Consider the following 22,137-nt stretch of genomic DNA (forward strand, 5'->3'; position numbering starts at 1 on the left):
GCCGGGGCTAGGCCGGCTGACCCGGGCGAGCGGGCAGTTTGGCCGCCGCCTCCTCGTCGAGCAGCCACAGCGTGGTTTCCTGGCCGATCGCGCCGGCTGCGGGCACCGAAACCGGGGCGGCGCCGCCGATGGCCGCGGCCACCGCGTCGGCCTTCGACGCTCCCGACACCATCAGCCACACCTCGCGTGAACGCTGAACCGCGGGCAGGGTCAAGGTGATTCGCTGGGGAGGCGGCTTCGGGGAGTCCTCGACCGGGACCACCATGCGGCTGGTTTCCAGCACGGCGGGGGTATCCGGGAACAGCGAGTTGATGTGGCCCTCCGGCCCCATGCCCAACAGGTGCACGTCGAAATTCGGAACCGGCTGGCCGGGTTCGGCGTTGGCCGCCAGCAGCTGCTCGTAGGCCAGTGCCGCGGCGGCGATGTCGGTGCCGAATTCGCCGTCGCTGGCCGGCATCGTGTGCACATGGCTGGACGGAATGTCGATCCGGTCCAGCAACGCCTCGCGCGCCTGCTTGTCGTTGCGCTCGTCGTCGTCCTCGGGGACGTAGCGTTCGTCACCCCAGAACAGGTGCACCTTGGGCCAGGCGATCTCGCGCCCCGCCAACGACTTGAGCAACCCGATGCCGTTACTGCCGCCGGTCAGCACGACGAGTGCCCGGTCCCGGGCCGCCACGGCGGTGCGGATGGTCTCGGCCAGCCGGGCGGCGGCCGCCTCGATCAGGGCGTGACCTTCCGGAAAAACTTCGATGATGGTGCTCACACGTACTGCACTTTCTCAATGCCTTCCAGCGCTGTCTGATAAATCTCGTCGGGGTCCAGCCGCCGCAGGTCCTCGGCCAGGCATTCGCCGGTTTCCCTGCGCGCCAAGGGAAGCAGCGCCTCCGGCTTGGCGGTGCGGCTCAGTGTCGCCGTCCTGCCCTCTTGGGGCCGGCTCAAGACGATGGTCTCGCTCTTGCGTACGAGTTCCACCTTGAGTTCGCCGACCGCCCGGCGCACCGGGCCATCGATGCGGCTGGCCAGCCAGCCCGCCAGGATGTCAAGCGCCGGTTCGGTTTTCAAGCCGGACACCAGGGCCGACTCGATCGGTTCGTGGGGCGCCAGGTCGACCGCGGAGGTCAGCAGCGCCCGCCAGTAGGTGATGCGGGCCCAGGCCAGGTCGGTGTCGCCGGCGGTGTACCCGCGCAGCCGGCTCTTGATGGCCGACAGCGGGTCGGTTCCGTTGGTGGCGTCGGTGATGCGCCGAATCGCCAGCCTGCCCAACGGGTCTTGCGCCGGGACGGCCGGGGCGATGTCAGGCCACCACGCCACCACCGGGATGTCGGGCAGCAGGAACGGGGTCACGACGCTGGAGGCGTGCCCGGCCAGCGCCCCCGACAGGTTCAGGATCACCACCTCGCTGGCGCCGGTGTCGCCGCCCGCGCGCAACTGCGCATCCAGGCGCGGTTTGTCGGCGTACGGGTCGCCCCGCATCGTGACGATGATCCGGCTGGGATGCTCGTGGCTGGCGTCGTTGGCCGCTTCGAGCGACTCCTCCAGGATGGCCTCGCTGTCCGGCGCGATGATCAGCGTGAGCACCCGGCCCATCGTCACGGCGCCGACCCTCTCCCGCAGTTCGTCGAGCTTCTTGTTGACCGCGGTGGTGGTGGTGTCCGGCATGTCGATAATCATCAGGGCCGCCGCCATTCGCGGCCCGTCCGGCGCAGCATCTCGAACGACGACTCCGGCCCCCAGGTGCCCGCCTCGTACGGCTCGGGTTTGCCGTCGGCCGCCCAATTATCGAGGACGGGATCCAGTATCTGCCAAGCCAATTCGACCTCTGCGTTGACCGGAAACAGGGACGGCTCGCCCAGCAGCACGTCGAGGATCAGCTGTTCGTAGGCTTCCGGCGACTCCTCGGCGAACGCCGAGCCGTAGGAGAAGTCCATGTTGACGTCGCGGACCTCCATCGCGGTGCCGGGTACCTTGGAGCCGAACCGCAGCGTGATGCCCTCGTCGGGCTGCACGCGGATGACCATGGCGTTGGCGCCCAGCTCGTCGGTCATGGTGGCGTCGAACGGCAGGTGCGGCGCGCGTTTGAAGACCAGCGCGATCTCGGTCACCCTGCGGCCCAAGCGCTTCCCGGTCCGCAGATAGAACGGCACGCCGGCCCAGCGGCGGGTGTCGACCTCGAGCGTGATGGCGGCGAACGTCTCGGTGGCGGAGTCCTTGGCGAACCCCTCCTCGTCGAGCAGTCCGACGACCTTCTCCCCGCCCTGCCAACCGCCGGTGTATTGGCCGCGGCTGGTCGTCTCGTCGAGCGGCTGGGCCAGCTGGGTCGCCGAGAGCACCTTGATCTTCTCGGTCTGCAATGCCGCCGGGTTGAAGCTGACCGGCTCTTCCATCGCGGTCAGCGCCAGCAGCTGCATCAGGTGGTTCTGGATGACATCGCGGGCGGCGCCGATGCCGTCGTAATAGCCGGCCCGCCCGCCCAATCCGATGTCCTCGGCCATGGTGATCTGCACGTGATCGACGTAGTGCGAGTTCCAGATCGGGTCGAACAACTGATTGGCGAACCGCAACGCCAGGATGTTGCGCACGGTCTCCTTGCCCAGATAGTGGTCGATGCGGAACACCGCCTCCTCCGGGAAGACGGCGTTGACCGCATGGTTGAGGGCCTGCGCGCTCTCCAGGTCGTGCCCGAACGGCTTCTCGATCACCACCCGGCTCCATCGATCACCCTGCGGGCGGGCCAACCCGGACTTGTGCAGCTGGTCGCACACCACCGGAAAGGACCTGGGCGGGATGGCCAGGTAGAAGGCGTGGTTGCCGCCGGTACCGCGCTCGGCGTCCAGCTTGTCCAGGGTTTCGGCCAGCCGGCCGAACGACTCGTCGTCGTCGAAAGAGCCTGGCACGAAACGGAACCCCTCCGCCAGCCGCTCCCAGTTTTCCTCCCGAAAGGGCGTGCGGCAGTGCTCCTTGACGGCCTGGTAGACCACCTTGCGGAAATCCTGGGTTTCCCAGTCGCGACGGGCGAAGCCCACCAGCGAGAAGCTCGGCGGCAGCAGCCCGCGGTTGGCCAGGTCGTAGATGGCCGGCATCACCTTCTTGCGGGCGAGGTCGCCGGTGACGCCGAAGATCACCATGCCGCAGGGGCCGGCGATCCTCGGCAGCCGCTTGTCCCGCTTGTCCCGTAACGGGTTATGCCATTGTGCAGCGGTACGAGCCGGGCTCATTTCGAGGCGGAATCCAGCTGCTTCTGCGTCTCCTCCGCCAGCTCGGCCCACGAATCCACGAACTTCTCGACGCCCTCGTTCTCCAACACCACGAACACGTCGGCCAAGTCGATCCCGACCGCGGAGAGCTTGTCGAACACCTCCTGGGCCGCGGAAGCGGTGCCGGTGACGGTGTCGCCCTTGATCACGCCGTGGTCGGCCACGGCGTCAATCGTCTTCTCCGGCATGGTGTTGACCGTGTTCGGAGCGACGAGCTCGGTGACGTACAGGGTGTCGGAGTAGTCGGGGTTCTTGACCCCGGTCGACGCCCACAGCGGGCGCTGCACGCGGGCGCCGTCAGCCTTGAGCGCCTCGTAGCGATCGCCGCCCTCGAACACCTCCTGGTAGGCGGCGTAGGCCAGCCGGGCGTTGGCCACACCGGCCTGGCCTCGCAACGCCAGCGCCTCCTCGGTGCCGATCTTCTCCAGTCGCTTGTCCACCTCGGTATCCACCCGGGACACGAAAAACGATGCCACGGAATGGATCTTGGACAGGTCGTGTCCTGATTCGCGGGCCTTCTCCATGCCTGCCAGGTAGGCGTCCATCACCTCGCGGTGCCGCTCCACCGAGAAGATGAGGGTCACGTTGACCGAAATCCCTTCCGCGAGTACGGCGGTGATGGCCGGAATCCCGGCCCTGGTCGCCGGGATCTTGATGTAGGCGTTCGGCCGGTCGACGATCTTCCACAGCTCGACGGCCTGCGCGATGGTCTTGTCGGTCTCTGCCGCCAGCCGCGGATCCACCTCGATGGACACCCGGCCGTCGACGCCGTCGGAGGCCTCCCACTGCGGTCTCAGCACGTCGCAGCCGTTGCGGACGTCGTCGGTGGTGATGGTGCGGATGGTGGCGTCGACGTCGGCGCCACGCTCCGCGAGCTCGTGGATCTGAGCGTCGTAAATGTCGCCCTCGGCGAACGCCTTCTGGAAGATCGACGGGTTGGTGGTCACTCCGACAACGCTTTTGGTGTCGATCAGCTCCTGCAGGTTGCCCGACTGCAGCCGCTGGCGCGACAGGTCGTCCAGCCAAACGGATACACCCGCAGCGGACAGCGCCGCGAGGTTAGGGTTCTGAGTCATGTGAATTACCCCTTCTCAGTTGTCTACGACCTGTTCCGCGGCGGCCGCGACGGCTTCTGCGGTGAAACCGAATTCACGGAACAAAGTCTTGTAATCGGCGGATTCGCCGTAGTGCTCGATCGACACGATCCGGCCGGTGTCCCCGACGAGCTTGTGCCAGGGCTGCGCGACGCCCGCCTCGACGGCCACCCGGGCTGACACCGACGGGGGCAGCACGCTGTCGCGGTAGTCCTCGGGCTGCGACTCGAACCATTCCACACACGGCATGGACACCACCCGCGCGACAATGTCCTTGTCCGCCAACAGCTTCTGGGCCTCGACCGCGAGCTGAACCTCAGAGCCGGTGGCGATCAACACCACGTCGGGATCCTCTGCTTCGTCACCCAGGATGTAACCACCCCGGGCCACCCCCTCGGCGCTGGTGCCCTCCAGCACCGGCACACCCTGGCGCGTGAGGGCCAGCCCGACAGGCCCGCTGCCGTTGCCGCGGGCCAGGATGGTGCGCCAGGCGTAGGCGGTCTCGTTGGCGTCGGCCGGGCGCACCACCGAGAGCTTGGGGATGGCGCGCAACGCCGCGAGGTGCTCGATCGGCTGATGGGTGGGACCGTCCTCGCCAAGCCCGATCGAGTCGTGCGTCCACACGTAGATGGTGTCGATGTCCATCAGCGCGGCCAGCCGCACCGCCGGGCGCATGTAGTCCGAGAACTGCAGGAAGGTGCCGCCGTAGGCGCGGGTCGGGCCGTGCAGCACGATGCCGGACAGGATCGCGCCCATCGCGTGCTCGCGGACACCGAAGTGCAGCGTGCGGCCGTACCAGTGGGCGGTGTAGTCCTTCGTCGAAATCGACGGCGGCCCAAACGAATCGGCGCCCTTCATGGTGGTGTTGTTGCTGCCGGCCAGGTCGGCCGAACCGCCCCACAACTCCGGCAGCTTCGGGCCTATCGCGGACAACACCTCACCCGAGGCGGCGCGGGTGGCCAGCGCTTTGGACCCGGGCTCCCAATACGGGATGTCGGCGTCCCAGCCCTCGGGCAGCTCCTCGGCGGTCAACCGGTCCAGCAGCGCCTTGCGGTCGGGTTCGCGCTGCGCCCACGCGTCGAAGTCCGCCTGCCACTTCTCGTGCGCTTCCTTGCCCCGGTCCACCAGCTTGCGGGTGTGGGCGATGACCTCGTCGCGCACCTGGAACTTCTTCTCGGGATCGAAGCCCAGGATTTCCTTGACGGCCGCGACTTCCTCGTCGCCCAGCGCCGCGCCGTGCGCCTTGCCGGTGTTCATCAACTTGGGCGCCGGGAAGCCGATGATGGTGCGCAACTCGATGAAGGACGGCCGATCGGTGACGGCCTTGGCGTTGGCGATGGCTTCCTCGATGCCGATCACGTTCTCGCCGCCTTCGACCCTCTGCACGTGCCAGCCGTAGGCCTCGTAGCGCGCGGCGGTGTCCTCGCACAGCGCGATGTTGGTGTCGTCCTCGATCGAGATCTGGTTGTGGTCGTAGAAGACGATCAGGTTGCCCAGCTGCTGCACGGCCGCCAGCGACGAGGCTTCCGAGGTGACGCCCTCCTCGATGTCGCCATCGGAGGCGATCACGTAGATGAAGTGGTCGAACGGGCTGGTGCCTCCGGCGGCGTCCGGGTCGAAGAGCCCGCGCTCGTAGCGCGACGCCATCGCCATGCCCACCGCCGAGGCCAGACCCTGCCCGAGCGGACCGGTGGTGATCTCAACGCCCTTGGTGTGCCGGAACTCGGGGTGTCCGGGCGTCTTGGACCCCCACGTGCGCAGCGACTCGATGTCGGACAGCTCCAGGCCGAACCCACCCAGGTAGAGCTGGATGTACAACGTCAGACTGCTGTGCCCGCAGGACAGCACGAACCGGTCACGGCCCAGCCAATGGGTGTCACTGGGGTCGTGTCGCATCGTGCGCTGGAACAGGGTGTAGGCCAGGGGAGCCAGGCTCATCGCCGTTCCGGGATGTCCGTTGCCGACCTTTTGGACCGCGTCGGCGGCCAGCACCCGAATCGTGTCCACGGCCGCCGAGTCGATCTCGGACCAGTCGTCGGGGAGGTGCGGTTGGGTCAGCGTGGAGATCTCTTCGAGTGTGGTCACAGACTCAGTCCTTGGGGTCATCAAGCTGATCAATCCCACCCTAGTGCGGGACGGCCGGCTCTTGCAGTGCAGGATTTCGGGTACCCGCCGCCGGCTGGTGTGAAAATTACGCGGTGGTCGTCGACCAGTAACATTCAGTTCGGAAATCTTGGGAAAATCTGGGTGAATGGACCCTGCGGGCAAGCCATTACCGGCCCGCGGTCTACCATCGTGCGTAGTAGATGCTGCGCGCTGCTGCGACCCAAGGAGTTATTGCGTGAGCGTTCGCGGGAGCGTCGCCCCGAGCCGAGTACAAAGCACAGTGCTGGCGTATTTGGCGCTGACCAAGCCGCGGGTCATCGAGCTGCTGCTCGTCACCACGATTCCGGCCATGCTGCTCGCCCACCGCGGCACGGTGGACCCGCTGCTCGTCCTCAACACGTTGATCGGTGGGATGCTCGCCGCCGGGGGTGCCAACACCCTGAACTGCGTGGCCGACGCCGACATCGACAAGGTGATGAAGCGCACGGCGCGCCGGCCGCTGGCCAATGCCAGGGTCCCGCGCAGCCACGCGCTGGTGTTCGGGTTGGCGCTGTCGGTGGCCTCGTTCTTCTGGCTGTGGTGGACGACGAACATGCTGTCGGCACACCTGGCCGGCGCTACCATCGCCTTCTACGTGCTGGTCTACACGCTGCTGCTCAAGCGCCGCACCTCGCAGAACGTGGTGTGGGGCGGCGCAGCGGGCTGCATGCCGGTGATGATCGGCTGGTCGGCGGTGACCGGCACCATCGGCTGGCCGGCGCTGGTGATGTTCGCGATCATTTTCTTCTGGACGCCGCCGCACACCTGGGCGCTGGCGATGCGTTACAAGGACGACTACAAAGCGGCCGGCGTCCCGATGCTGCCCGCCGTGGCGACCGAGCGTCAGGTCACCAAGCAGATCCTCATCTACACCTGGCTGACGGTGGCGTCGACGCTGGCGCTGGCGCTGGCCACCGGCTGGCTCTACGCGGCGGTCGCCGTGGTGGCCGGGGTGTGGTTCCTGGCGATGGCCCACCAACTGTACGCCGGGGTGCGTGCCGGCGAGCCGGTCAAGCCGCTGCGGTTGTTCATGCAATCGAACAACTATCTGGCTGTCGTGTTCTGCGCGTTGGCGGTCGACTCGGTGATCGCGCTGCCCCGCCTGTTCTGAGCCCATCTAGGCCCCCGTCGCAGCGGCCACACGCGGGACGGACGGCACTCGTCGTGCCCGCATCGAAGCGACAATGTGCCGCGCCGCTTACGTTGTCGCGCGGAGGCGGGCACGACGGCAAGTTCCTCCCGCGCAGAGGCTGATGGGGCAGATGTGGCCTGATCCGGGCCGCTGAGGTTTGCACCCAACCGCTCTCAGTGGACCTTAGTCACAACCCGGCTGCCGAAGGGCTCGGATCGCGCACAAAAGGTTCTCGTCGCTTCACCCACACGCAACGATGAGACAGCGAGCACATCTCCCGGTGTGCCGCCGGTTCTCATGCCGCCGCAACGAGTTCGGGGAGGGGGACTACCACAATGAAGCCGGTCACTATCGACCCGCGCTCGCACGATGCGGTGATCTTCGATCTCGACGGCGTGATCGGGCCGGGCACCGATGACTCGGCGTTGGAGTCGGCTGTTGAGCTAGCGCAGAAGCTGCGGGCGGCCGGCGTCGCGACCGCTGCCTATTCCCTGGCTGCGCAGCCCGGACAGGCGATGGCAGCGGGTCGGATCGCCAAAGCGTTCACCGTCCGGTTCGACCGTGCCCCAGGAGTACCCGAAGTTCCCCCGCTGCCGGACCCGACGATTTTATTGGCGGCCGCCCGCAAGTTGGGGATGGCCCCGCAGCGGTCGGTGGTCGTCGCCGGTGCCGATTCCGGGGTGGAGGCCGCACGGGAAGGTGGCTTCGCCTTCGTCATCGGTGTCGGGCGGGGCGGGCGAGCCGACAAGCTCCTGCGTTGCGGCGCCGACGTCGTCGTCCCCGACCTCGCTTACGTCGACGTCACCACGGGTAACAAACGCATGTCACAGCGTCCCAACGCGCTGGACTCGTACGGTCAGGTCATCGGTATTGTCGCCGGCCGGCAGCCATTCATCTGCCTGGATTACGACGGGACGTTATCCGAAATCGTGCCGGACCCCGATACCGCCAAGCTTGTCGAGGGCGCAGCCGAGGCGCTCGCGCATCTGGCGAAGCAGTGCCCGGTCGCGATACTGTCCGGCCGGGATCTGGCGGATATCCGCGCTCGGGTCGGGGTCCCGGGTATCTGGTATGCCGGCAGCCACGGCTTCGAGTTGATCGCACCCGACGGCAGCCACCACCAATACGAGGCGGCGGGCGCCGCGGTAGGCGTGCTTGGGAAAGTTGCGGACGACCTTCGCGGCGAACTGAGCCGGATCCCGGGAGCGCGCATCGAACACAAGCGGTTCGCAATCGCGGTGCATTACCGCAATGTCGCACCCGACCGCGTGGCCGAGGTGATCGCGGCGGTACGCCGGCGAGGTCTTCGGCCTGGCCTGAGGCTGACGTCCGGTCGCAAGGTCGTCGAGCTGCGGCCGGATATCGGCTGGGACAAGGGCACCGCCCTCACCTGGATCCGCGATCGCATCTTTGACACGGAACGGGTGCTGCCCATTTATATCGGTGATGACATTACCGACGAGGATGCGTTCGATGCGGTTCGCTTCAGCGGCATCGGGATACTAATCCGGCACGACGAAGATGGCGACCGGCCGACCGCTGCCAGCTTCACGCTGAGAAGCCCCACCGAAGTCCGTGACTTCGTCCAGCGCGGCAGCAGGTGGCTGGCATATGAGCGCGAGACGCACAGTCGCGCTTGGACTCTCACGTTCGAGGGTTATGACCCGCCCAGCGAAAAGCTGCGCGAAGCACTGTGCACGGTCGGTAACGGTTACTTCGCCACCCGCGGCGCCGCGCCGGAATCGAGGGCCGGTCAGATTCATTACCCGGGAACGTACGCGGCCGGCGTGTACAACCGGCTTGACGACCTGATCAGCGGAACCCGAGCAGAACATGAAAGCTTGGTGAATCTGCCCAACTGGCTTCCGCTTACCTTTCGCATCAACGATGGCGACTGGTTCGACATCGACGCGGTGAAATTGCTGTCCTACCGACAAACCCTTGACCTTCGTAGCGCGGTGCTGATGCGCAAACTGCGTTTTCGCGACGACGCCGGCCGCACCACCTCAGTGACACAGCAGCGGTTTGTAGCGATGCACGTCGTACACGTGGCCGCGATGGAAACCACCATCGTGGCCGAGGACTGGTCGGGCACTGTCGAATTCCGGTCGACGATCGACGGAAACGTCCGCAATTCGGGGGTAGAGCGTTATCGAGACTTGGCCAGCAATCACCTGCAGGGACTGGAAAAGCGCGTGCTGTCGGAAAACTCGGTGCTGATGACCGTCGAGACCACCCAATCGAAGATCCCGGTCGCGCTGGCCGTGCGGACCAGCATCTGGCACGGCGACGCGCCGGCGCCCGCAACCTATCGAGTACTCGACGAAGAATTCGAAATCGGCCATCAGATCTTCACCGACCTGCGAGAGGGCCAGGCGCTGACCGTGGAGAAGGTCGTCGTCCTGGTGACCGGGCGTGATGTTGCCACATCCCATCCGGCCACTGGCGCCGAACGCAGGCTCGGCCGCCAGCTGCGATACGCCGGGATATGCGACGCCCACAAGACCGCCTGGGCACATCTGTGGGAACGGCTGTCCTTTGAATTCGGCAACCACGCCGAGCACTTGCGCGTCCTGCGCCTACACCTGCTGCACCTGCTGCAGACTGTGTCGTACAACAGCGAGGAACTCGATGTAGGGGTACCAGCCCGCGGGCTGCATGGTGAGGCATACCGCGGGCACATTTTCTGGGACGAGCTATTCATCTTCCAGGTACTGAACCTGAGACTGCCCACGGTCACCCGATCGCTGCTGCGCTACCGATATCGCCGCCTGATGGAGGCCCGCCGCCTCGCCAAGCTGGCCGGTTACCGTGGCGCGATGTACCCGTGGCAGTCCGGCAGCGATGGGCGCGAGGAAAGCCCGGAGCGACACCTGAATCCGCGGTCCGGCCGGTGGCTGCCCGATCCCAGCCATCGCGCGCACCACATTGGCATTGCCGTCGCCTACAACGTGTGGCAGTTCTACCAAGCCACCGGCGATCTGGCGTACCTGATCGACTACGGGACCGAGATGCTGGCCGAGATAGCCCGGTTCTGGGTGAGCAGGGCCACTTACGATTCCGACCGAGATCGCTACAGCATCAACGGGGTCGTCGGACCCGACGAATTCCACGCAGGCTACCCGGACCGGCCATATGAGGGGGTAAACAACAACGCATATACGAACGTGATGGCCGCCTGGGTGATCCTGCGGGCTATCGACGCGCTCGAGCTGATGCCGCTGCCCAACCGGTTGGATCTGCGCGAGAAGCTAGAACTGACCGACGACGAGCTGACCCAGTGGGACCACGTCAGCCGGCGCATGTTCGTCCCGTTCCACGACGGCATGATCAGCCAGTTCGAAGGATATGAGGAACTGGCGGAACTGGATTGGGATGCCTACCGGGAGCGCTACGGCAACATTCAGCGCCTCGACCGCATTCTCGAAGCCGAGGATGACGACGTCAACCGGTACCAAGCGTCCAAGCAGGCCGACGCACTGATGCTGCTCTACCTGCTGTCATCGGACGAACTGCGTGAGCTGCTAAGCCGGCTCGGCTACCACCTGGCCCCCGCGAAGATCCCCGAGATGGTGGACTACTACCTGGCCCGCACCTCAGACGGGTCGACATTGAGTGCGGTCGTTCACGCATGGGTGCTGGCCCGGGCCAATCGCGATCGCGCGCTGGAATTCTTCCAGAAAGCGCTCGCATCCGATATCTCCGACATCCAGGGCGGCACCACTTCCGAAGGTGTTCACCTGGCCGCGATGGCCGGCAGCGTCGACTTCGTGCAGCGGTGCTTCACCGGTCTGGAGATTCGTAGCAATCGCATCGTGCTGTCACCGCAATGGCCGGAATATCTTGGGCCACTAGGCTTTCCAATTCATTACCGAGGCAGCCACCTGCACGTGCGGGTCAGCGGTAAGGGTGCGGAGATCAGCGTCGACCCACGCGATGTCCCACCGGTCGAAGTCGAGTGCCGCGGACGAGTGGAGCGGTTAATGCCGGGCAGCGTCGTTCGATTCACCTGACAACCTATGGCACCAGCACGACCGAGCCGACCGTCTGACGCCCTTGCAGGTCGCGGTGGGCCCGGGCGGCGTCGGCCAGTGGGTAACGCCGGCTCACGGTGACGCTGATCGAGCCCGCGGCGATCGAGTCGAACAATTCCCCTGCGCGCCAAGCGAATTCCTGTTCACTACGGGTGAAGTGGGCGAGCATCGGCCGAGTCAGGTACACCGAGCCGGCGGCATTGAGCCGCTGCGGGTCCACAGGGGGTACCGGTCCACTGGCGGCACCGAACAACGCGAGCGTCCCCCGGATGGCGAGGCTGGCCAGGCTGGCGTCGAAGGTGGAGGCGCCGACGCCGTCGTACACGGCTTCGACGCCGGCGCCGTCGGTGAGCCCGCGAATCTGCCGGCCGAATTCGTCCGCGTCGTCGGGGTAGGAAAGCACCTCATCCGCGCCGGCCTGCCTGGACATCTTGGCCTTCTCCGGCGTGGAGACCGTGGTGATGACCCGCGCGCCGAGCAGATGAGCCCACTGCGTCAGGATCAGCCCGACCCCGCCCGCGCCGGCGTGCACCAACACGGTGTCGCCCGCCTGCACCGGATACACCGACTTGAGCAGGTAGTGCGCAGTCAGGCCCTTCAGCAGTACCGACGCCGCCACGTCGGAACTCACGCCGTCCGGCACGTGTGCCGTCGAAAACGCTGGGGCCGTGGCGTACTCGGCGTAACTGCCGGACGCCGACGCGCTGACCACCCGGTCACCCACGCGGAAACCGTCGACGCCGTCACCGGTGGCCGCGACGGTGCCGCACAGCTCGGAACCCAGGATGAACGGCAGCTCGCGCGGGTACAGCCCCGAGCGGAAGTAGGTGTCGATGTAGTTGACGCCGATCGCCTCGGCCTTGATCAGCACCTCGCCGGGCCCGGGCGCCGGTTCCGGCGCGTCGACGTAGCGCAGCACCTCGGGGCCGCCGGTTTCCCTGACTTCGATTGCGTGCATGTGCTTATGATGCCCGGGCATGAAACTCGCCCGCCCGGACATCTTCCATCCCCGCATCGTGCTGGCGGGGCCCGGCGACGACGATGCCGGGCTGGTGCCCGCGCTGCGCACCCGTGGGCTGCACGCCCGCTGGTTGCCGTGGGACGACCCGGAGACCCTCGACGCCGACCTCGTGATCCTGCGCACCACCGCGGACCGGCGCGACGAGTTCCTCGCCTGGACCCGGCGAGTGCGCCACCTGCTCAACCCGCCCGACGCGGTCGCCTGGAACCTCGATGAGGGATATCTGCGCGACCTCGAGAGCGCCGGGATTCCCACGCTGCCCGGCGGAACGGCGCAGTCGGCGCTGATCTTTCTCGGCGGGCAGCAGTCGCACGCCTGGCCGGGCGAGCCCGATTTCGAGTCGTGGGACCTCGGTTACGCCGTGCTCGCGGCGGCCGCTCACCACACCGGAGTCGGCCCGCGCGAACTGCTGTACGCGCGCGCAGACGTGGCAGGCGACAGGCTGGTGGGGCTTGACCTCGTCGCGCCGCCGCTGGGCTGGCGACACCTCGACGCCGCCGAGCGCGAGCGCGCCGAGCGCCAGTTCGCGCTGGCCGTGGAGTCAGCCTGCGAGCGGCTCGGGCTCGGCCCGCTCCCGCATCGAGGCCCATAGCGCGGCGGTGGCCGCGGTGCACGCCGCGGCGCCGGCCACGTGCAGCGCGACCAGCGCGGCGGGCACCCCCGTGAAGTACTGAGCGGTGCCGACGGCGGCCTGCGCGCACACCAGGGCGAGCAGCAGGATCAGCCGCCGCAGGATGGGCCGGGCGGCGCGCACCGCCAGCAGCCCGAACCCCAGACCCACGACCAGGGCGAGGTAGGCGACCAGCAGCGACGAATGCGCGTGCACCAGCGTGTCGACCGCGACCTGGAGTCGGGGCACGGTCCGGGTGGGGCTGCGGTCACCCGCATGCGGGCCCGCGGCCGTCACGAGCGTGCCGGTGACCAACACCACGGCCAGGTCCAGCCCGATCAGCGCTGTCAGGGCCCGCAGCGGCCCCGGGACGCGCCGGCGCACCACCCCGTCGTCGGGCTCGCCGATCTTGACGTAGAGCAGCACCGACAGCCAGACCATCGTCATCGACGTGAGCAGGTGGATCGCCACCGTCCACCACAGCAACCCGGTGCGCACGGTGATACCGCCGATGACCGCCTGCACCACCGTCGACAGCGGCATCAGCCACGCGTACACCAAGACTTCCGTGCGGCGCCGGGCCCGGGTCACGGCCAGCACGGCCAGCGCCGCGGCGATGACCACCGCGAAGGTGACCATGCGATTGCCGAATTCCACGGCCTGGTGGATGCGCGGCACCTCGGCGTGGGCGACCGGCGTGAAGCTGCCCGGAAAGCACTGCGGCCAGGTGGGACACCCCAGTCCGGACGCGGTGACGCGGACGATCGCCCCGGTGACCGCGATGCCGCCCTGGGTGAGGATGACGGCCGCGGCGATGAGGCGCTGGACACGCACGCTCGGGTTGGGGAGGAGGTCCACCAACCGCATCAGCGTCCGTCCCACTGGCATGGCCCGATGGTAGGCCAATGAAAACTACGTCCTGTAGTAAACCCCGGCGTCGCCGAGATTGCCGTCATGGCTGTTCTCGCGGTACCGACCACGACCATGGCGGCAATCTCGCCGCGCGTCAGGTGAACCGGAACCAGCGCAGCGCGGCCAGCGCCGCGAGCGCGCCCCAGACCGCCAGGACGAGGACGCCGAACCAGTCCACCGACAGCGCCATCGCCCGCGTCAGGGCCTCGGTGAGCGCACCCGATGGGGTGAGCCGGGAAGACCATTTAACCCAGGGCGGGATCATCCCGCTTTCCACCGTCAGCGCGCCGAGCCCGGCGAAGACGAACCACAGCAGGTTGGCGACGGCGAGCACGATCTCGGCCCGCAAGGTCCCGCCGAGCAGCAGCCCCAGGGCCGCGAAGCCCGCGGTGCCCAGCGCGATGACCGCCGCGCCAAGACCGAGCGACAAGGGGGTGGGCCGCCAGCCCAGCGCAAACCCGATGGCGCCCAACAGGATTGCCTGTAGGAACACCACCGTGACCACGGCCAGCGACTTGCCGGCGATGATGCCCCACACCGGAAGCGGGGTAGCGCCCAAGCGCTTGAGCGCGCCGTAGCGGCGGTCGAAAGCCACCGCGATGGCCTGCCCGGTGAACGCGGTCGAGATCACCGCGAGGGCCATGATGACCGGGACGAAGGTGGCGGCGCGGTTCTGGCCGAAGGAGCCGAACGGCAGCAGCGTCAACCCGACCAGCAGCGTGATCGGGATGAACATGGTCAGCAGCAGCTGCTCGCCATTGCGCAGCAGCAGCTTGAGCTCCAGGGCGAACTGCGCGGCCAGCATCCTCGGCACGGTGTTGGGCCTCGGGTCGGGGGTGAAGGTCCCCGTCGGGAAAACGTCGCTCATTGGCGTAACTTCCTGCCGGTGAGGTCGAGGAACACGTCCTCGAGGCTGCGCTGCTCGACGCGCATGTCCGTCGCCAGCACGTCGATCCGCGCGCACCACGCCGTGACAGTGGCCAGCACCTGCGGGTCGACCGGGCCTTCGACCAGGTACTCGCCCGGCGTCACCTCGCTGGCCCGGTAGTTCTCCGGCAGGGCGGCGCTCAGCAGGGACAGATCGAGCCGCGGCGGCGCGGTGAACCGCAACTCGTCCTTGGCGCCGGTGCGCATCAGCTCGGCAGGTGTGCCGGCGGCCACGGTCGCGCCGTGGTCGATGATGACCAGCCGGTCGGCGAGCTCCTCGGCCTCCTTGAGTTGGTGGGTGGTCAGCAGCACGGTCACGCCGTCGCGGCGCAGCGCGTCGATCAGCTCCCACACCAGCAGCCGCGCGTGCGCGTCCATGCCCGCGGTCGGTTCGTCGAGGAAGACCAGTTCGGGGCGGCCGACCAGCGCGCAGGCCAGCGCGAGCCGCTGCTGCTGCCCGCCGGAGAGCCGGCGGTAGGTGGTGCGGGCGGCATCGGTGAGGCCCAGGGTGTCCAGCAGCCACGCCGGGTCGAGCGGGTCGGCCGCGTAGGACGCGACCAGGTTGAGCATTTCGCCCGCGCGGGCGGTGGGGTAGCCGCCGCCGCCCTGCAACATCACCCCGATGCGGGTGCGCAGGCGGGCGTTGTCGGCGATCGGGTCCAGCCCCAGCACCTCGATGGTGCCGGCGTCCGGGCGCACGAAGCCCTCGCACATCTCGACCGTCGTGGTCTTGCCGGCGCCGTTGGGGCCCAGCAGGGCGAGCACTTCGGCGGCGTGCACCTCGAGGTCGAGATCGGCGACGGCCGTGGTGGATCCGTAATGCTTGCTCACGCCGCGCAGCCGCACGACTGTTTCGGGAACGTCCGAGCTCACGTGGAATCAGCGTAGGCGTCAGGTACCGCCTCGGAACTGGGGGTGGCCCGGGGGGTGTGATCGGCCGCGGGCGCCGGCGCGGCTTCGACGGCCGGCTCCCGGGTATCGGCGCCGTCGGCCGGGAGCCACCGCCACGGCAGTCGGGTGTACGTCACCGCGATGAGCACCGCCACGATCAGGGTGCTGGCCAGGGTGGCGTCCACGATCTGAAACAGCGCGAAGCGGTCCCCGTTGGCCGTCGGGCCGAAGATGCCGACGACGAGCGTGATGACGATGACGGCGACCCGGAAGCCGCTGCGGGTCGCCCACGCGGCCAGCGGAATGATCGCCCACAGCAGGTACCAGGGCTGCACCACGGGAAACAGCAGCACGGTGACGCCCAGCGCCACGCCCAGCCCGCCGACCGGGTGCAACCGGCCGCGGAAGACGGCCACCAACAACCAGCCCACCATCACCGTGATGATCAGCACGCCGATCGCGCGGGTGAGCCCCAGCACCGCGGTGGTGTGATCGCCCAGCCCCAGCAGGATCCCCACCTGCCCGGTGCCCAGCGCCAGCAGGGTCGGGGGGGACATCCAGCTGCGCACGACGTTGGCGGTGCCCAGCGTGTAGATCCAGCCGAACCCGAGGCCGCTGGCCCAGCCGACGACCGCCATCACGGCCAGCGACAGCCCGGTCATCGCGCCGCCCGTCAGCAGCAACGCCCGCAGGTTGCCGCCGCAGCGGTAGGCCAGCGCCATCGTGACGAAGCCGAGCGCCAGCAGCGACGGCAGCTTCACCTGCGACGACAGCGTGATCAGGACGGCGCCGGCCAGCAGCATGCCCACCGGTTCCCAGTCGGGGCCGGGCCGCCAGGAGGCCGGCAACAGCCGAGGCGACTCGATACCCCGCAGCGCGAATTCGGCGCCGGCCAGCATCAGCCCGAGCATCAACGCCTCGTTGTGGACCCCGGCGACCAGATGCATGATCAGCAGTGGATTGGCCGCGCCCAGCCACAGCGCGCTGACCTCCGCGACGCCGCAGCGCCGGGCCAGCCGCGGGGTGGCCCAGACGATCAGCCCCACGCCGATCAGCTCGACCAGCCGGTGACACAGCACGGCGGCGACGATGTTCTCCCCGGTGAGCGCCGAGATGCCCCGCCCGATCCACAGGAAGAGCGGGCCGTACGGCGCCGGCGTCTCCCGCCACAGGGTGGGGACCGACAGCGTGAAGACGTGGGACAGGCCGAGCCCCGACGCCGGGCCCACCCGGTAGGGGTCGAGCCCTTCCAGCGAGATCTGGCTCTGCGCCAGATAGGAGTAGACGTCCTTGCTGTACATCGGCGGGGCGATCAGCAGCGGCAGCGTCCACAGCAGCAGGGTGCGGTCCAGGTCGCCGCGCGACATCCGCCTGCTGCCCAGCGCGAATCGCCCGAGCATCAGCCAGGCCAGCGCCATCATGACCGCGCCGGTCGTCGTCATCGTCAGGGACACCGTCTGGATTCGGGACGGCAGGTTGAGCAACCGCACCCCGAACGTGGGGTCCTGCACGACGGGCCGGGCCCCGGCGCCCAGCGCGCCGATGGCCATCAGGATGGTGCCGGTGGCGCCGAAGAGCCGGGTGCGCTGCACCGCGGTGAGCTCGGTATCGTTCAGCGGCGTGCCCACCGCTTGCTCGTCGCCGTGCAGGCTGGCGATCGACGAGCTCAGCGCGTGGTGGCGGGCTGCCATCAGAGCAGCGTAGCCGCCGAGGCGTGCCGGCCCGCTGGCCAACCCGGTGGCGATCGCAAGCGCGGCGCAGCCGGGCGCAACGGGTCGCCGCCCGTTGTACCCGGTGGCGATCGCAAGCGCGGCGCAGCCGGGCGCAACGGGTCGCCGCCCGTTGTACCCGGTGGCGATCGCAAGCGCGGCGCAGCCGGGCGCAACGGGTCGCCGCCCGTTGTACTGAGTGTGACCAGGGCAACACCCAGTCAGGGGACCCTTGGTAGACCGATTCCCGGAATTGCGTCACACTGGTGTTGTGAAAATCCGCACCGATCTCGACGACGCTGCCGTGGGCGCGGCGGCCGCGGCGGTACGGGATGGCCACACCCGCCGCGCCATCGTGCGCCTGCTGGTGGAGTCCGGATCGATCACCGCCGGCGAGATCGGCGACCGGCTCGGGCTTACGGCCGCCGGCGCGCGGCGTCACCTCGACGCCTTGATCGAGGCGGGCGACGCCGAGTCGGTGCCCGCCGCGTCGTGGCAGCAGGTGGGGCGCGGGCGCCCCGCCAAGCGTTTTCGCCTCACGTCGGCGGGTCGCGCCAAGCTCGAGCACGCGTACGACGACCTGGCATCGGCGGCCATGCGGCAGCTGCGGGAGATCGGTGGCGAGGACGCCGTCCGCGCGTTCGCCCGGCGCCGCGTCGACGCAATCCTGGCAGGCGTGCCGGCGGCGGACGACAACGCCGATGACGCCGCAGTCGAGGCGGCCGCCGAGCGGGTGGCCGGCGCGCTGAGCAAGGCCGGCTACGTCGCAACCACGACGCGGGTCGGCGGCCCGATCCACGGCGTGCAGATCTGCCAGCACCACTGCCCGGTTTCGCACGTCGCCGAGGAGTTCCCGGAACTGTGTGAAGCCGAGCAGCAGGCCATGGCCGAGGTGCTCGGGACGCACGTGCAGCGGTTGGCGACCATCGTCAACGGGGACTGTGCCTGCACCACCCACGTGCCTCTTACTGTTCCCGTCTCTAAGGCGCCCGGCCCGCGCCGCGACACCACGAGCATCGAAGGAGCGTCGTTATGACCCTCACGCCAGAGGCCCAGAAGACTGCCGAGCCGTTGACCCAGGAGCAGGCGATCGCCTCGCTGGGCCGCTACGGCTATGGCTGGGCGGACTCCGACGTCGCGGGGGCCAGCGCGCAGCGCGGGCTGTCCGAGGCGGTGGTCCGCGACATCTCGGCGAAGAAGAACGAGCCCGAGTGGATGCTGCAGACCCGGCTGAAGGCGCTGCGGATCTTCGATCGCAAGCCGATGCCGACGTGGGGCTCCAACCTCGGGGGCATCGACTTCGACAACATCAAGTACTTCGTGCGGTCCACCGAAAAGCAGGCCGCCACTTGGGATGACCTGCCCGAGGACATCCGCAACACCTACGACCGCCTTGGCATCCCGGAGGCCGAAAAGCAGCGGCTGGTCGCCGGTGTGGCCGCCCAGTACGAGTCGGAGGTGGTATACCACCAGATCCGCGAGGACCTGGAGTCCCAGGGCGTGATCTTCCTCGACACCGACACGGGTCTGCGGGAGCACCCCGACCTCTTCAAGCAGTACTTCGGCACCGTGATCCCGGCGGGGGACAACAAGTTCTCCGCGCTGAACACCGCCGTGTGGAGCGGGGGATCCTTCATCTACGTCCCGCCCGGCGTGCACGTCGACATCCCGCTGCAGGCCTACTTCCGGATCAACACCGAGAACATGGGCCAGTTCGAGCGGACCCTGATCATCGTCGACGAAAACGCGTACGTGCACTACGTGGAGGGCTGCACCGCGCCCATCTACACGTCGGACTCGTTGCACTCGGCGGTGGTGGAGATCATCGTAAAGCCCGGTGGCCGTTGCCGTTACACCACCATTCAGAACTGGTCGAACAACGTCTACAACCTGGTCACCAAGCGGGCCCGCGCGGAAGCCGGCGCCACCATGGAATGGGTCGACGGCAACATCGGGTCCAAGGTGACCATGAAATACCCGGCCGTCTGGATGACCGGTGAACACGCCAAGGGCGAGGTCTTGTCGGTCGCCTTCGCCGGCGAGGGCCAGCACCAGGACGCCGGCGCCAAGATGCTGCACCTGGCGCCCAATACGTCGAGCAACATCGTCTCGAAGTCGGTGGCCCGCGGCGGCGGCCGCACCTCCTACCGCGGCCTTGTACAGGTGAACAAGGGCGCGCACGGCTCGCGCTCCAGCGTGAAATGCGATGCGCTGCTGGTCGATACGATCAGCCGCAGCGACACCTACCCCTATGTCGACATCCGCGAGGACGACGTCACGATGGGCCACGAGGCCACCGTGTCCAAGGTCAGCGACAACCAGCTGTTCTACCTGATGAGCCGCGGGCTGACCGAGGACGAAGCGATGGCGATGGTGGTACGCGGCTTCGTCGAGCCGATCGCCAAGGAGCTGCCCATGGAGTACGCCCTGGAGCTCAACCGGCTGATCGAGTTGCAGATGGAAGGCGCGGTTGGATGACCGCCGTTCTGAACAAGGGAGAGCTGTTCTCTTCCTTCGATGTCGACGCGTTCGAGGTGCCCAGCGGGCGCGACGAAATCTGGCGGTTCACCCCGCTGCGGCGGCTGCGCGGGCTGCACGACGGCTCGGCTCAGGCCACCGGCAAGGCGCAGATCAGCGTCAGTGAGCAACCGGGCGTGCAGGTCGAAACCGTCCGCCGCGGCGACGAGCGGCTCGGCCGCGGTGGTGTGCCCACCGACCGGGTTGCAGCACAAGCCTTTTCGTCGTTCAATTCCGCGACGCTGGTGAGCATCGGTCGTGACACGCAGGTCGCCGAGCCGGTCAACATCACCGTGACGGGCCCCGGTGCGGGCGCCGTGGCCTACGGGCACCTGCAGATCAGCGTCGCCGAACTCGGTGCGGCGGTCGTGGTGATCGACCACCGGGGCAGCGGAACCTACGCCGACAACGTCGAATTCATCGTCGACGACGCCGCGCGGCTCACGGTGGTGTGGATCGCGGACTGGGCCGACGACATGGTTCACCTGAGCGCGCACCACGCCACGCTCGGCAAGGACGCGGTACTGCGCCACGTCGCGGTCACCCTGGGCGGCGAGGTGGTGCGGATGTCGGCCACCGTGCGGTACGCCGCCCCGGGCGGGGATGCCGAGCTGCTCGGCCTGTACTTCGCCGACGACGGGCAGCACCTGGAGTCGCGGCTGCTGATCGACCACGCGCAGCCCAACTGCAAGTCGAACGTGCTCTATAAGGGCGCCCTGCAAGGGGATCCGGCATCGGAGCGGCCCGACGCGCACACCGTGTGGGTGGGCGACGTGCTGATCCGCGCCGAGGCCACCGACACCGACACCTTCGAGGTGAACCGCAACCTGGTGCTCACCGACGGGGCGCGCGCCGACTCGGTGCCCAACCTGGAGATCGAGACCGGGGAAATCCTCGGCGCCGGACACGCCAGTGCCACCGGGCGTTTCGACGACGAGCAACTGTTCTACCTGCGTGCCCGCGGCATCCCCGAAGACCAGGCGCGCCGGCTGGTGGTGCGCGGCTTCTTCGGTGAGATCATCTCGAAGATCGCCGTGCCCGACGTCCGGGAACGCCTGACCGCCGCCATCGAACACGAACTGGAACTCACGGAGAAGACAGCCGCCTCATGACGACTTTGGAAATCAAAGACCTGCACGTCAGCGTCGAAGACCCGAACGCCCCCGAGGGACACCGCGAGATCCCCATCCTCAACGGCGTCAACCTGACGGTCAAATCCGGTGAGACGCACGCGGTCATGGGTCCCAACGGCTCGGGAAAGTCGACGCTGTCCTACGCCATCGCGGGCCACCCGAAGTATCGGGTGACGTCGGGGTCGATCACGCTGGACGGCCAGAACGTGCTGGACATGAGCGTCGACGAACGCGCCCGCGCCGGGTTGTTCCTGGCCATGCAGTACCCCGTCGAGGTGCCGGGCGTGTCGATGTCGAACTTCCTGCGCAGCGCCGCGACCGCCGTGCGTGGCGAGCCGCCGAAACTGCGGCACTGGGTCAAGGAGGTCAAGGCCGCGATGGCCGACCTCGACATCGACCCCGCGTTCGCGGAACGCAGTGTCAACGAAGGTTTTTCCGGCGGCGAGAAGAAGCGCCACGAAATCCTGCAGCTGGGCCTGCTCAAGCCGAAGATCGCCATCCTCGACGAGACCGACTCCGGTCTTGACGTGGACGCGCTGCGGGTGGTCAGTGAGGGCGTCAACCGCTACGCCGAGGCCGAGCACGGCGGCATCCTGCTGATCACCCACTACACCCGGATCCTGCGCTACATCCGCCCGCAATTCGTGCACGTGTTCGTCGGGGGCCGGATCGTCGAATCCGGCGGCCCGGAGCTGGCCGACGAGCTCGAGGAGAACGGGTACGTGCGATTCACCGAAGCGGCGGCCGCGGGAGCGTAA

The 22,137-nt window shown here is 68.0% G+C and carries 17 protein-coding genes; 7 read left to right on the top strand and 10 right to left on the bottom strand.

All coding sequences use genetic code 11. The features are described 5' to 3' along the window. Positions 1-7 precede the first annotated feature (7 nt). From pgl to tkt, 5 genes are read right to left on the bottom strand one after another with little or no spacing between them, the layout of a single operon-like run. A complete protein-coding gene (pgl, locus tag KXD96_RS14100; protein WP_260745128.1) occupies positions 8-763 on the bottom strand; it encodes a 6-phosphogluconolactonase in 756 nt (251 codons plus the stop codon). Further along, positions 760-1,671, bottom strand: a complete 912-nt coding sequence (opcA, locus tag KXD96_RS14105; protein ID WP_260745129.1) for a glucose-6-phosphate dehydrogenase assembly protein OpcA — start codon at positions 1,669-1,671, stop codon at positions 760-762. The genes pgl and opcA overlap by 4 nt, the downstream gene beginning before the upstream one ends. Further along, the gene (zwf, locus tag KXD96_RS14110; RefSeq protein WP_260745130.1) at positions 1,671-3,215 is read right to left on the bottom strand and encodes a glucose-6-phosphate dehydrogenase; all 1,545 of its coding nucleotides are present in this window, start codon (positions 3,213-3,215) and stop codon (positions 1,671-1,673) included. Before zwf ends, opcA begins: the two co-directional genes overlap by 1 nt. Beyond that, a complete protein-coding gene (gene tal / locus KXD96_RS14115; RefSeq protein WP_260745131.1) occupies positions 3,212-4,330 on the bottom strand; it encodes a transaldolase in 1,119 nt (372 codons plus the stop codon). The genes zwf and tal overlap by 4 nt, the downstream gene beginning before the upstream one ends. 15 nt (positions 4,331-4,345) lie before the next feature. Next, positions 4,346-6,433, bottom strand: coding sequence for a transketolase (gene tkt / locus KXD96_RS14120; protein ID WP_260745132.1), 2,088 nt, complete (start codon positions 6,431-6,433; stop codon positions 4,346-4,348). 256 nt (positions 6,434-6,689) lie between these two features. Between tkt and KXD96_RS14125 the strand changes: the two genes are divergently transcribed. Together KXD96_RS14125 and otsB are read left to right on the top strand one after the other, a co-directional pair. Further along, complete coding sequence (locus KXD96_RS14125; RefSeq protein ID WP_260745133.1) at positions 6,690-7,604, top strand: heme o synthase; 915 nt, start codon at positions 6,690-6,692, stop codon at positions 7,602-7,604. A gap of 356 nt (positions 7,605-7,960) precedes the next feature. After that, positions 7,961-11,638 carry a trehalose-phosphatase gene (gene otsB, locus KXD96_RS14130; RefSeq protein ID WP_260745134.1) on the top strand — a complete coding sequence of 1,226 codons (3,678 nt, stop codon included), beginning with the start codon at positions 7,961-7,963 and terminating at the stop codon, positions 11,636-11,638. Between the two features lie 4 nt (positions 11,639-11,642). Here the strand turns inward: otsB and KXD96_RS14135 are convergent, their stop codons facing one another. After that, complete coding sequence (locus KXD96_RS14135; RefSeq protein ID WP_260745135.1) at positions 11,643-12,617, bottom strand: quinone oxidoreductase; 975 nt, start codon at positions 12,615-12,617, stop codon at positions 11,643-11,645. Positions 12,618-12,636: 19 nt separating this feature from the next. On the opposite strand from KXD96_RS14135, the gene KXD96_RS14140 reads away from it, so the two are divergent. Beyond that, positions 12,637-13,272, top strand: a complete 636-nt coding sequence (locus tag KXD96_RS14140; protein ID WP_260745136.1) for a hypothetical protein — start codon at positions 12,637-12,639, stop codon at positions 13,270-13,272. Here the strand turns inward: KXD96_RS14140 and KXD96_RS14145 are convergent. The 4 genes from KXD96_RS14145 to mptB all read right to left on the bottom strand — a co-directional run bounded on the left by KXD96_RS14145 (position 13,222) and on the right by mptB (position 17,711). Next, positions 13,222-14,157, bottom strand: a complete 936-nt coding sequence (locus KXD96_RS14145; RefSeq protein WP_260745374.1) for a heme A synthase — start codon at positions 14,155-14,157, stop codon at positions 13,222-13,224. The genes KXD96_RS14140 and KXD96_RS14145 overlap by 51 nt on opposite strands. A gap of 139 nt (positions 14,158-14,296) precedes the next feature. Continuing rightward, positions 14,297-15,070: an ABC transporter permease gene (locus tag KXD96_RS14150; RefSeq protein WP_260745137.1), complete on the bottom strand. Its 774-nt coding sequence runs from the start codon at positions 15,068-15,070 to the stop codon at positions 14,297-14,299. Then, the gene (locus tag KXD96_RS14155; RefSeq protein ID WP_260745138.1) at positions 15,067-16,002 is read right to left on the bottom strand and encodes an ABC transporter ATP-binding protein; all 936 of its coding nucleotides are present in this window, start codon (positions 16,000-16,002) and stop codon (positions 15,067-15,069) included. The genes KXD96_RS14150 and KXD96_RS14155 overlap by 4 nt, the downstream gene beginning before the upstream one ends. Beyond that, complete coding sequence (gene mptB / locus KXD96_RS14160; protein ID WP_260745139.1) at positions 15,999-17,711, bottom strand: polyprenol phosphomannose-dependent alpha 1,6 mannosyltransferase MptB; 1,713 nt, start codon at positions 17,709-17,711, stop codon at positions 15,999-16,001. Before mptB ends, KXD96_RS14155 begins: the two co-directional genes overlap by 4 nt. 250 nt (positions 17,712-17,961) lie before the next feature. Between mptB and KXD96_RS14170 the strand changes: the two genes are divergently transcribed. The 4 genes from KXD96_RS14170 to sufC are packed head-to-tail and all read left to right on the top strand — an operon-like array spanning position 17,962 to position 22,137. Continuing rightward, positions 17,962-18,765, top strand: a complete 804-nt coding sequence (locus KXD96_RS14170) for a metalloregulator ArsR/SmtB family transcription factor (protein ID WP_260745140.1) — start codon at positions 17,962-17,964, stop codon at positions 18,763-18,765. Further along, positions 18,762-20,207, top strand: coding sequence for a Fe-S cluster assembly protein SufB (sufB, locus tag KXD96_RS14175; protein WP_260745141.1), 1,446 nt, complete (start codon positions 18,762-18,764; stop codon positions 20,205-20,207). The genes KXD96_RS14170 and sufB overlap by 4 nt, the downstream gene beginning before the upstream one ends. Further along, positions 20,204-21,358: a Fe-S cluster assembly protein SufD gene (sufD, locus tag KXD96_RS14180; protein WP_260745142.1), complete on the top strand. Its 1,155-nt coding sequence runs from the start codon at positions 20,204-20,206 to the stop codon at positions 21,356-21,358. Before sufB ends, sufD begins: the two co-directional genes overlap by 4 nt. Then, positions 21,355-22,137, top strand: coding sequence for a Fe-S cluster assembly ATPase SufC (gene sufC, locus KXD96_RS14185; protein WP_260745143.1), 783 nt, complete (start codon positions 21,355-21,357; stop codon positions 22,135-22,137). Before sufD ends, sufC begins: the two co-directional genes overlap by 4 nt.

The sequence above is a fragment of the Mycobacterium sp. SMC-2 genome (assembly GCF_025263485.1).
GTDB lineage: Bacteria > Actinomycetota > Actinomycetes > Mycobacteriales > Mycobacteriaceae > Mycobacterium.

Coding starts and splice junctions, on each gene's coding strand:
- opcA (WP_260745129.1), bottom strand. CDS start 1,671: ATGATTATCGACATGCCGGACACCACCACCACCGCGGTCAACAAGAAG.
- zwf (WP_260745130.1), bottom strand. CDS start 3,215: ATGAGCCCGGCTCGTACCGCTGCACAATGGCATAACCCGTTACGGGAC.
- tal (WP_260745131.1), bottom strand. CDS start 4,330: ATGACTCAGAACCCTAACCTCGCGGCGCTGTCCGCTGCGGGTGTATCC.
- otsB (WP_260745134.1), top strand. CDS start 7,961: ATGAAGCCGGTCACTATCGACCCGCGCTCGCACGATGCGGTGATCTTC.
- KXD96_RS14135 (WP_260745135.1), bottom strand. CDS start 12,617: ATGCACGCAATCGAAGTCAGGGAAACCGGCGGCCCCGAGGTGCTGCGC.
- KXD96_RS14140 (WP_260745136.1), top strand. CDS start 12,637: ATGAAACTCGCCCGCCCGGACATCTTCCATCCCCGCATCGTGCTGGCG.
- KXD96_RS14145 (WP_260745374.1), bottom strand. CDS start 14,157: ATGCGGTTGGTGGACCTCCTCCCCAACCCGAGCGTGCGTGTCCAGCGC.
- KXD96_RS14150 (WP_260745137.1), bottom strand. CDS start 15,070: ATGAGCGACGTTTTCCCGACGGGGACCTTCACCCCCGACCCGAGGCCC.
- mptB (WP_260745139.1), bottom strand. CDS start 17,711: ATGGCAGCCCGCCACCACGCGCTGAGCTCGTCGATCGCCAGCCTGCAC.
- sufB (WP_260745141.1), top strand. CDS start 18,762: ATGACCCTCACGCCAGAGGCCCAGAAGACTGCCGAGCCGTTGACCCAG.
- sufD (WP_260745142.1), top strand. CDS start 20,204: ATGACCGCCGTTCTGAACAAGGGAGAGCTGTTCTCTTCCTTCGATGTC.
- sufC (WP_260745143.1), top strand. CDS start 21,355: ATGACGACTTTGGAAATCAAAGACCTGCACGTCAGCGTCGAAGACCCG.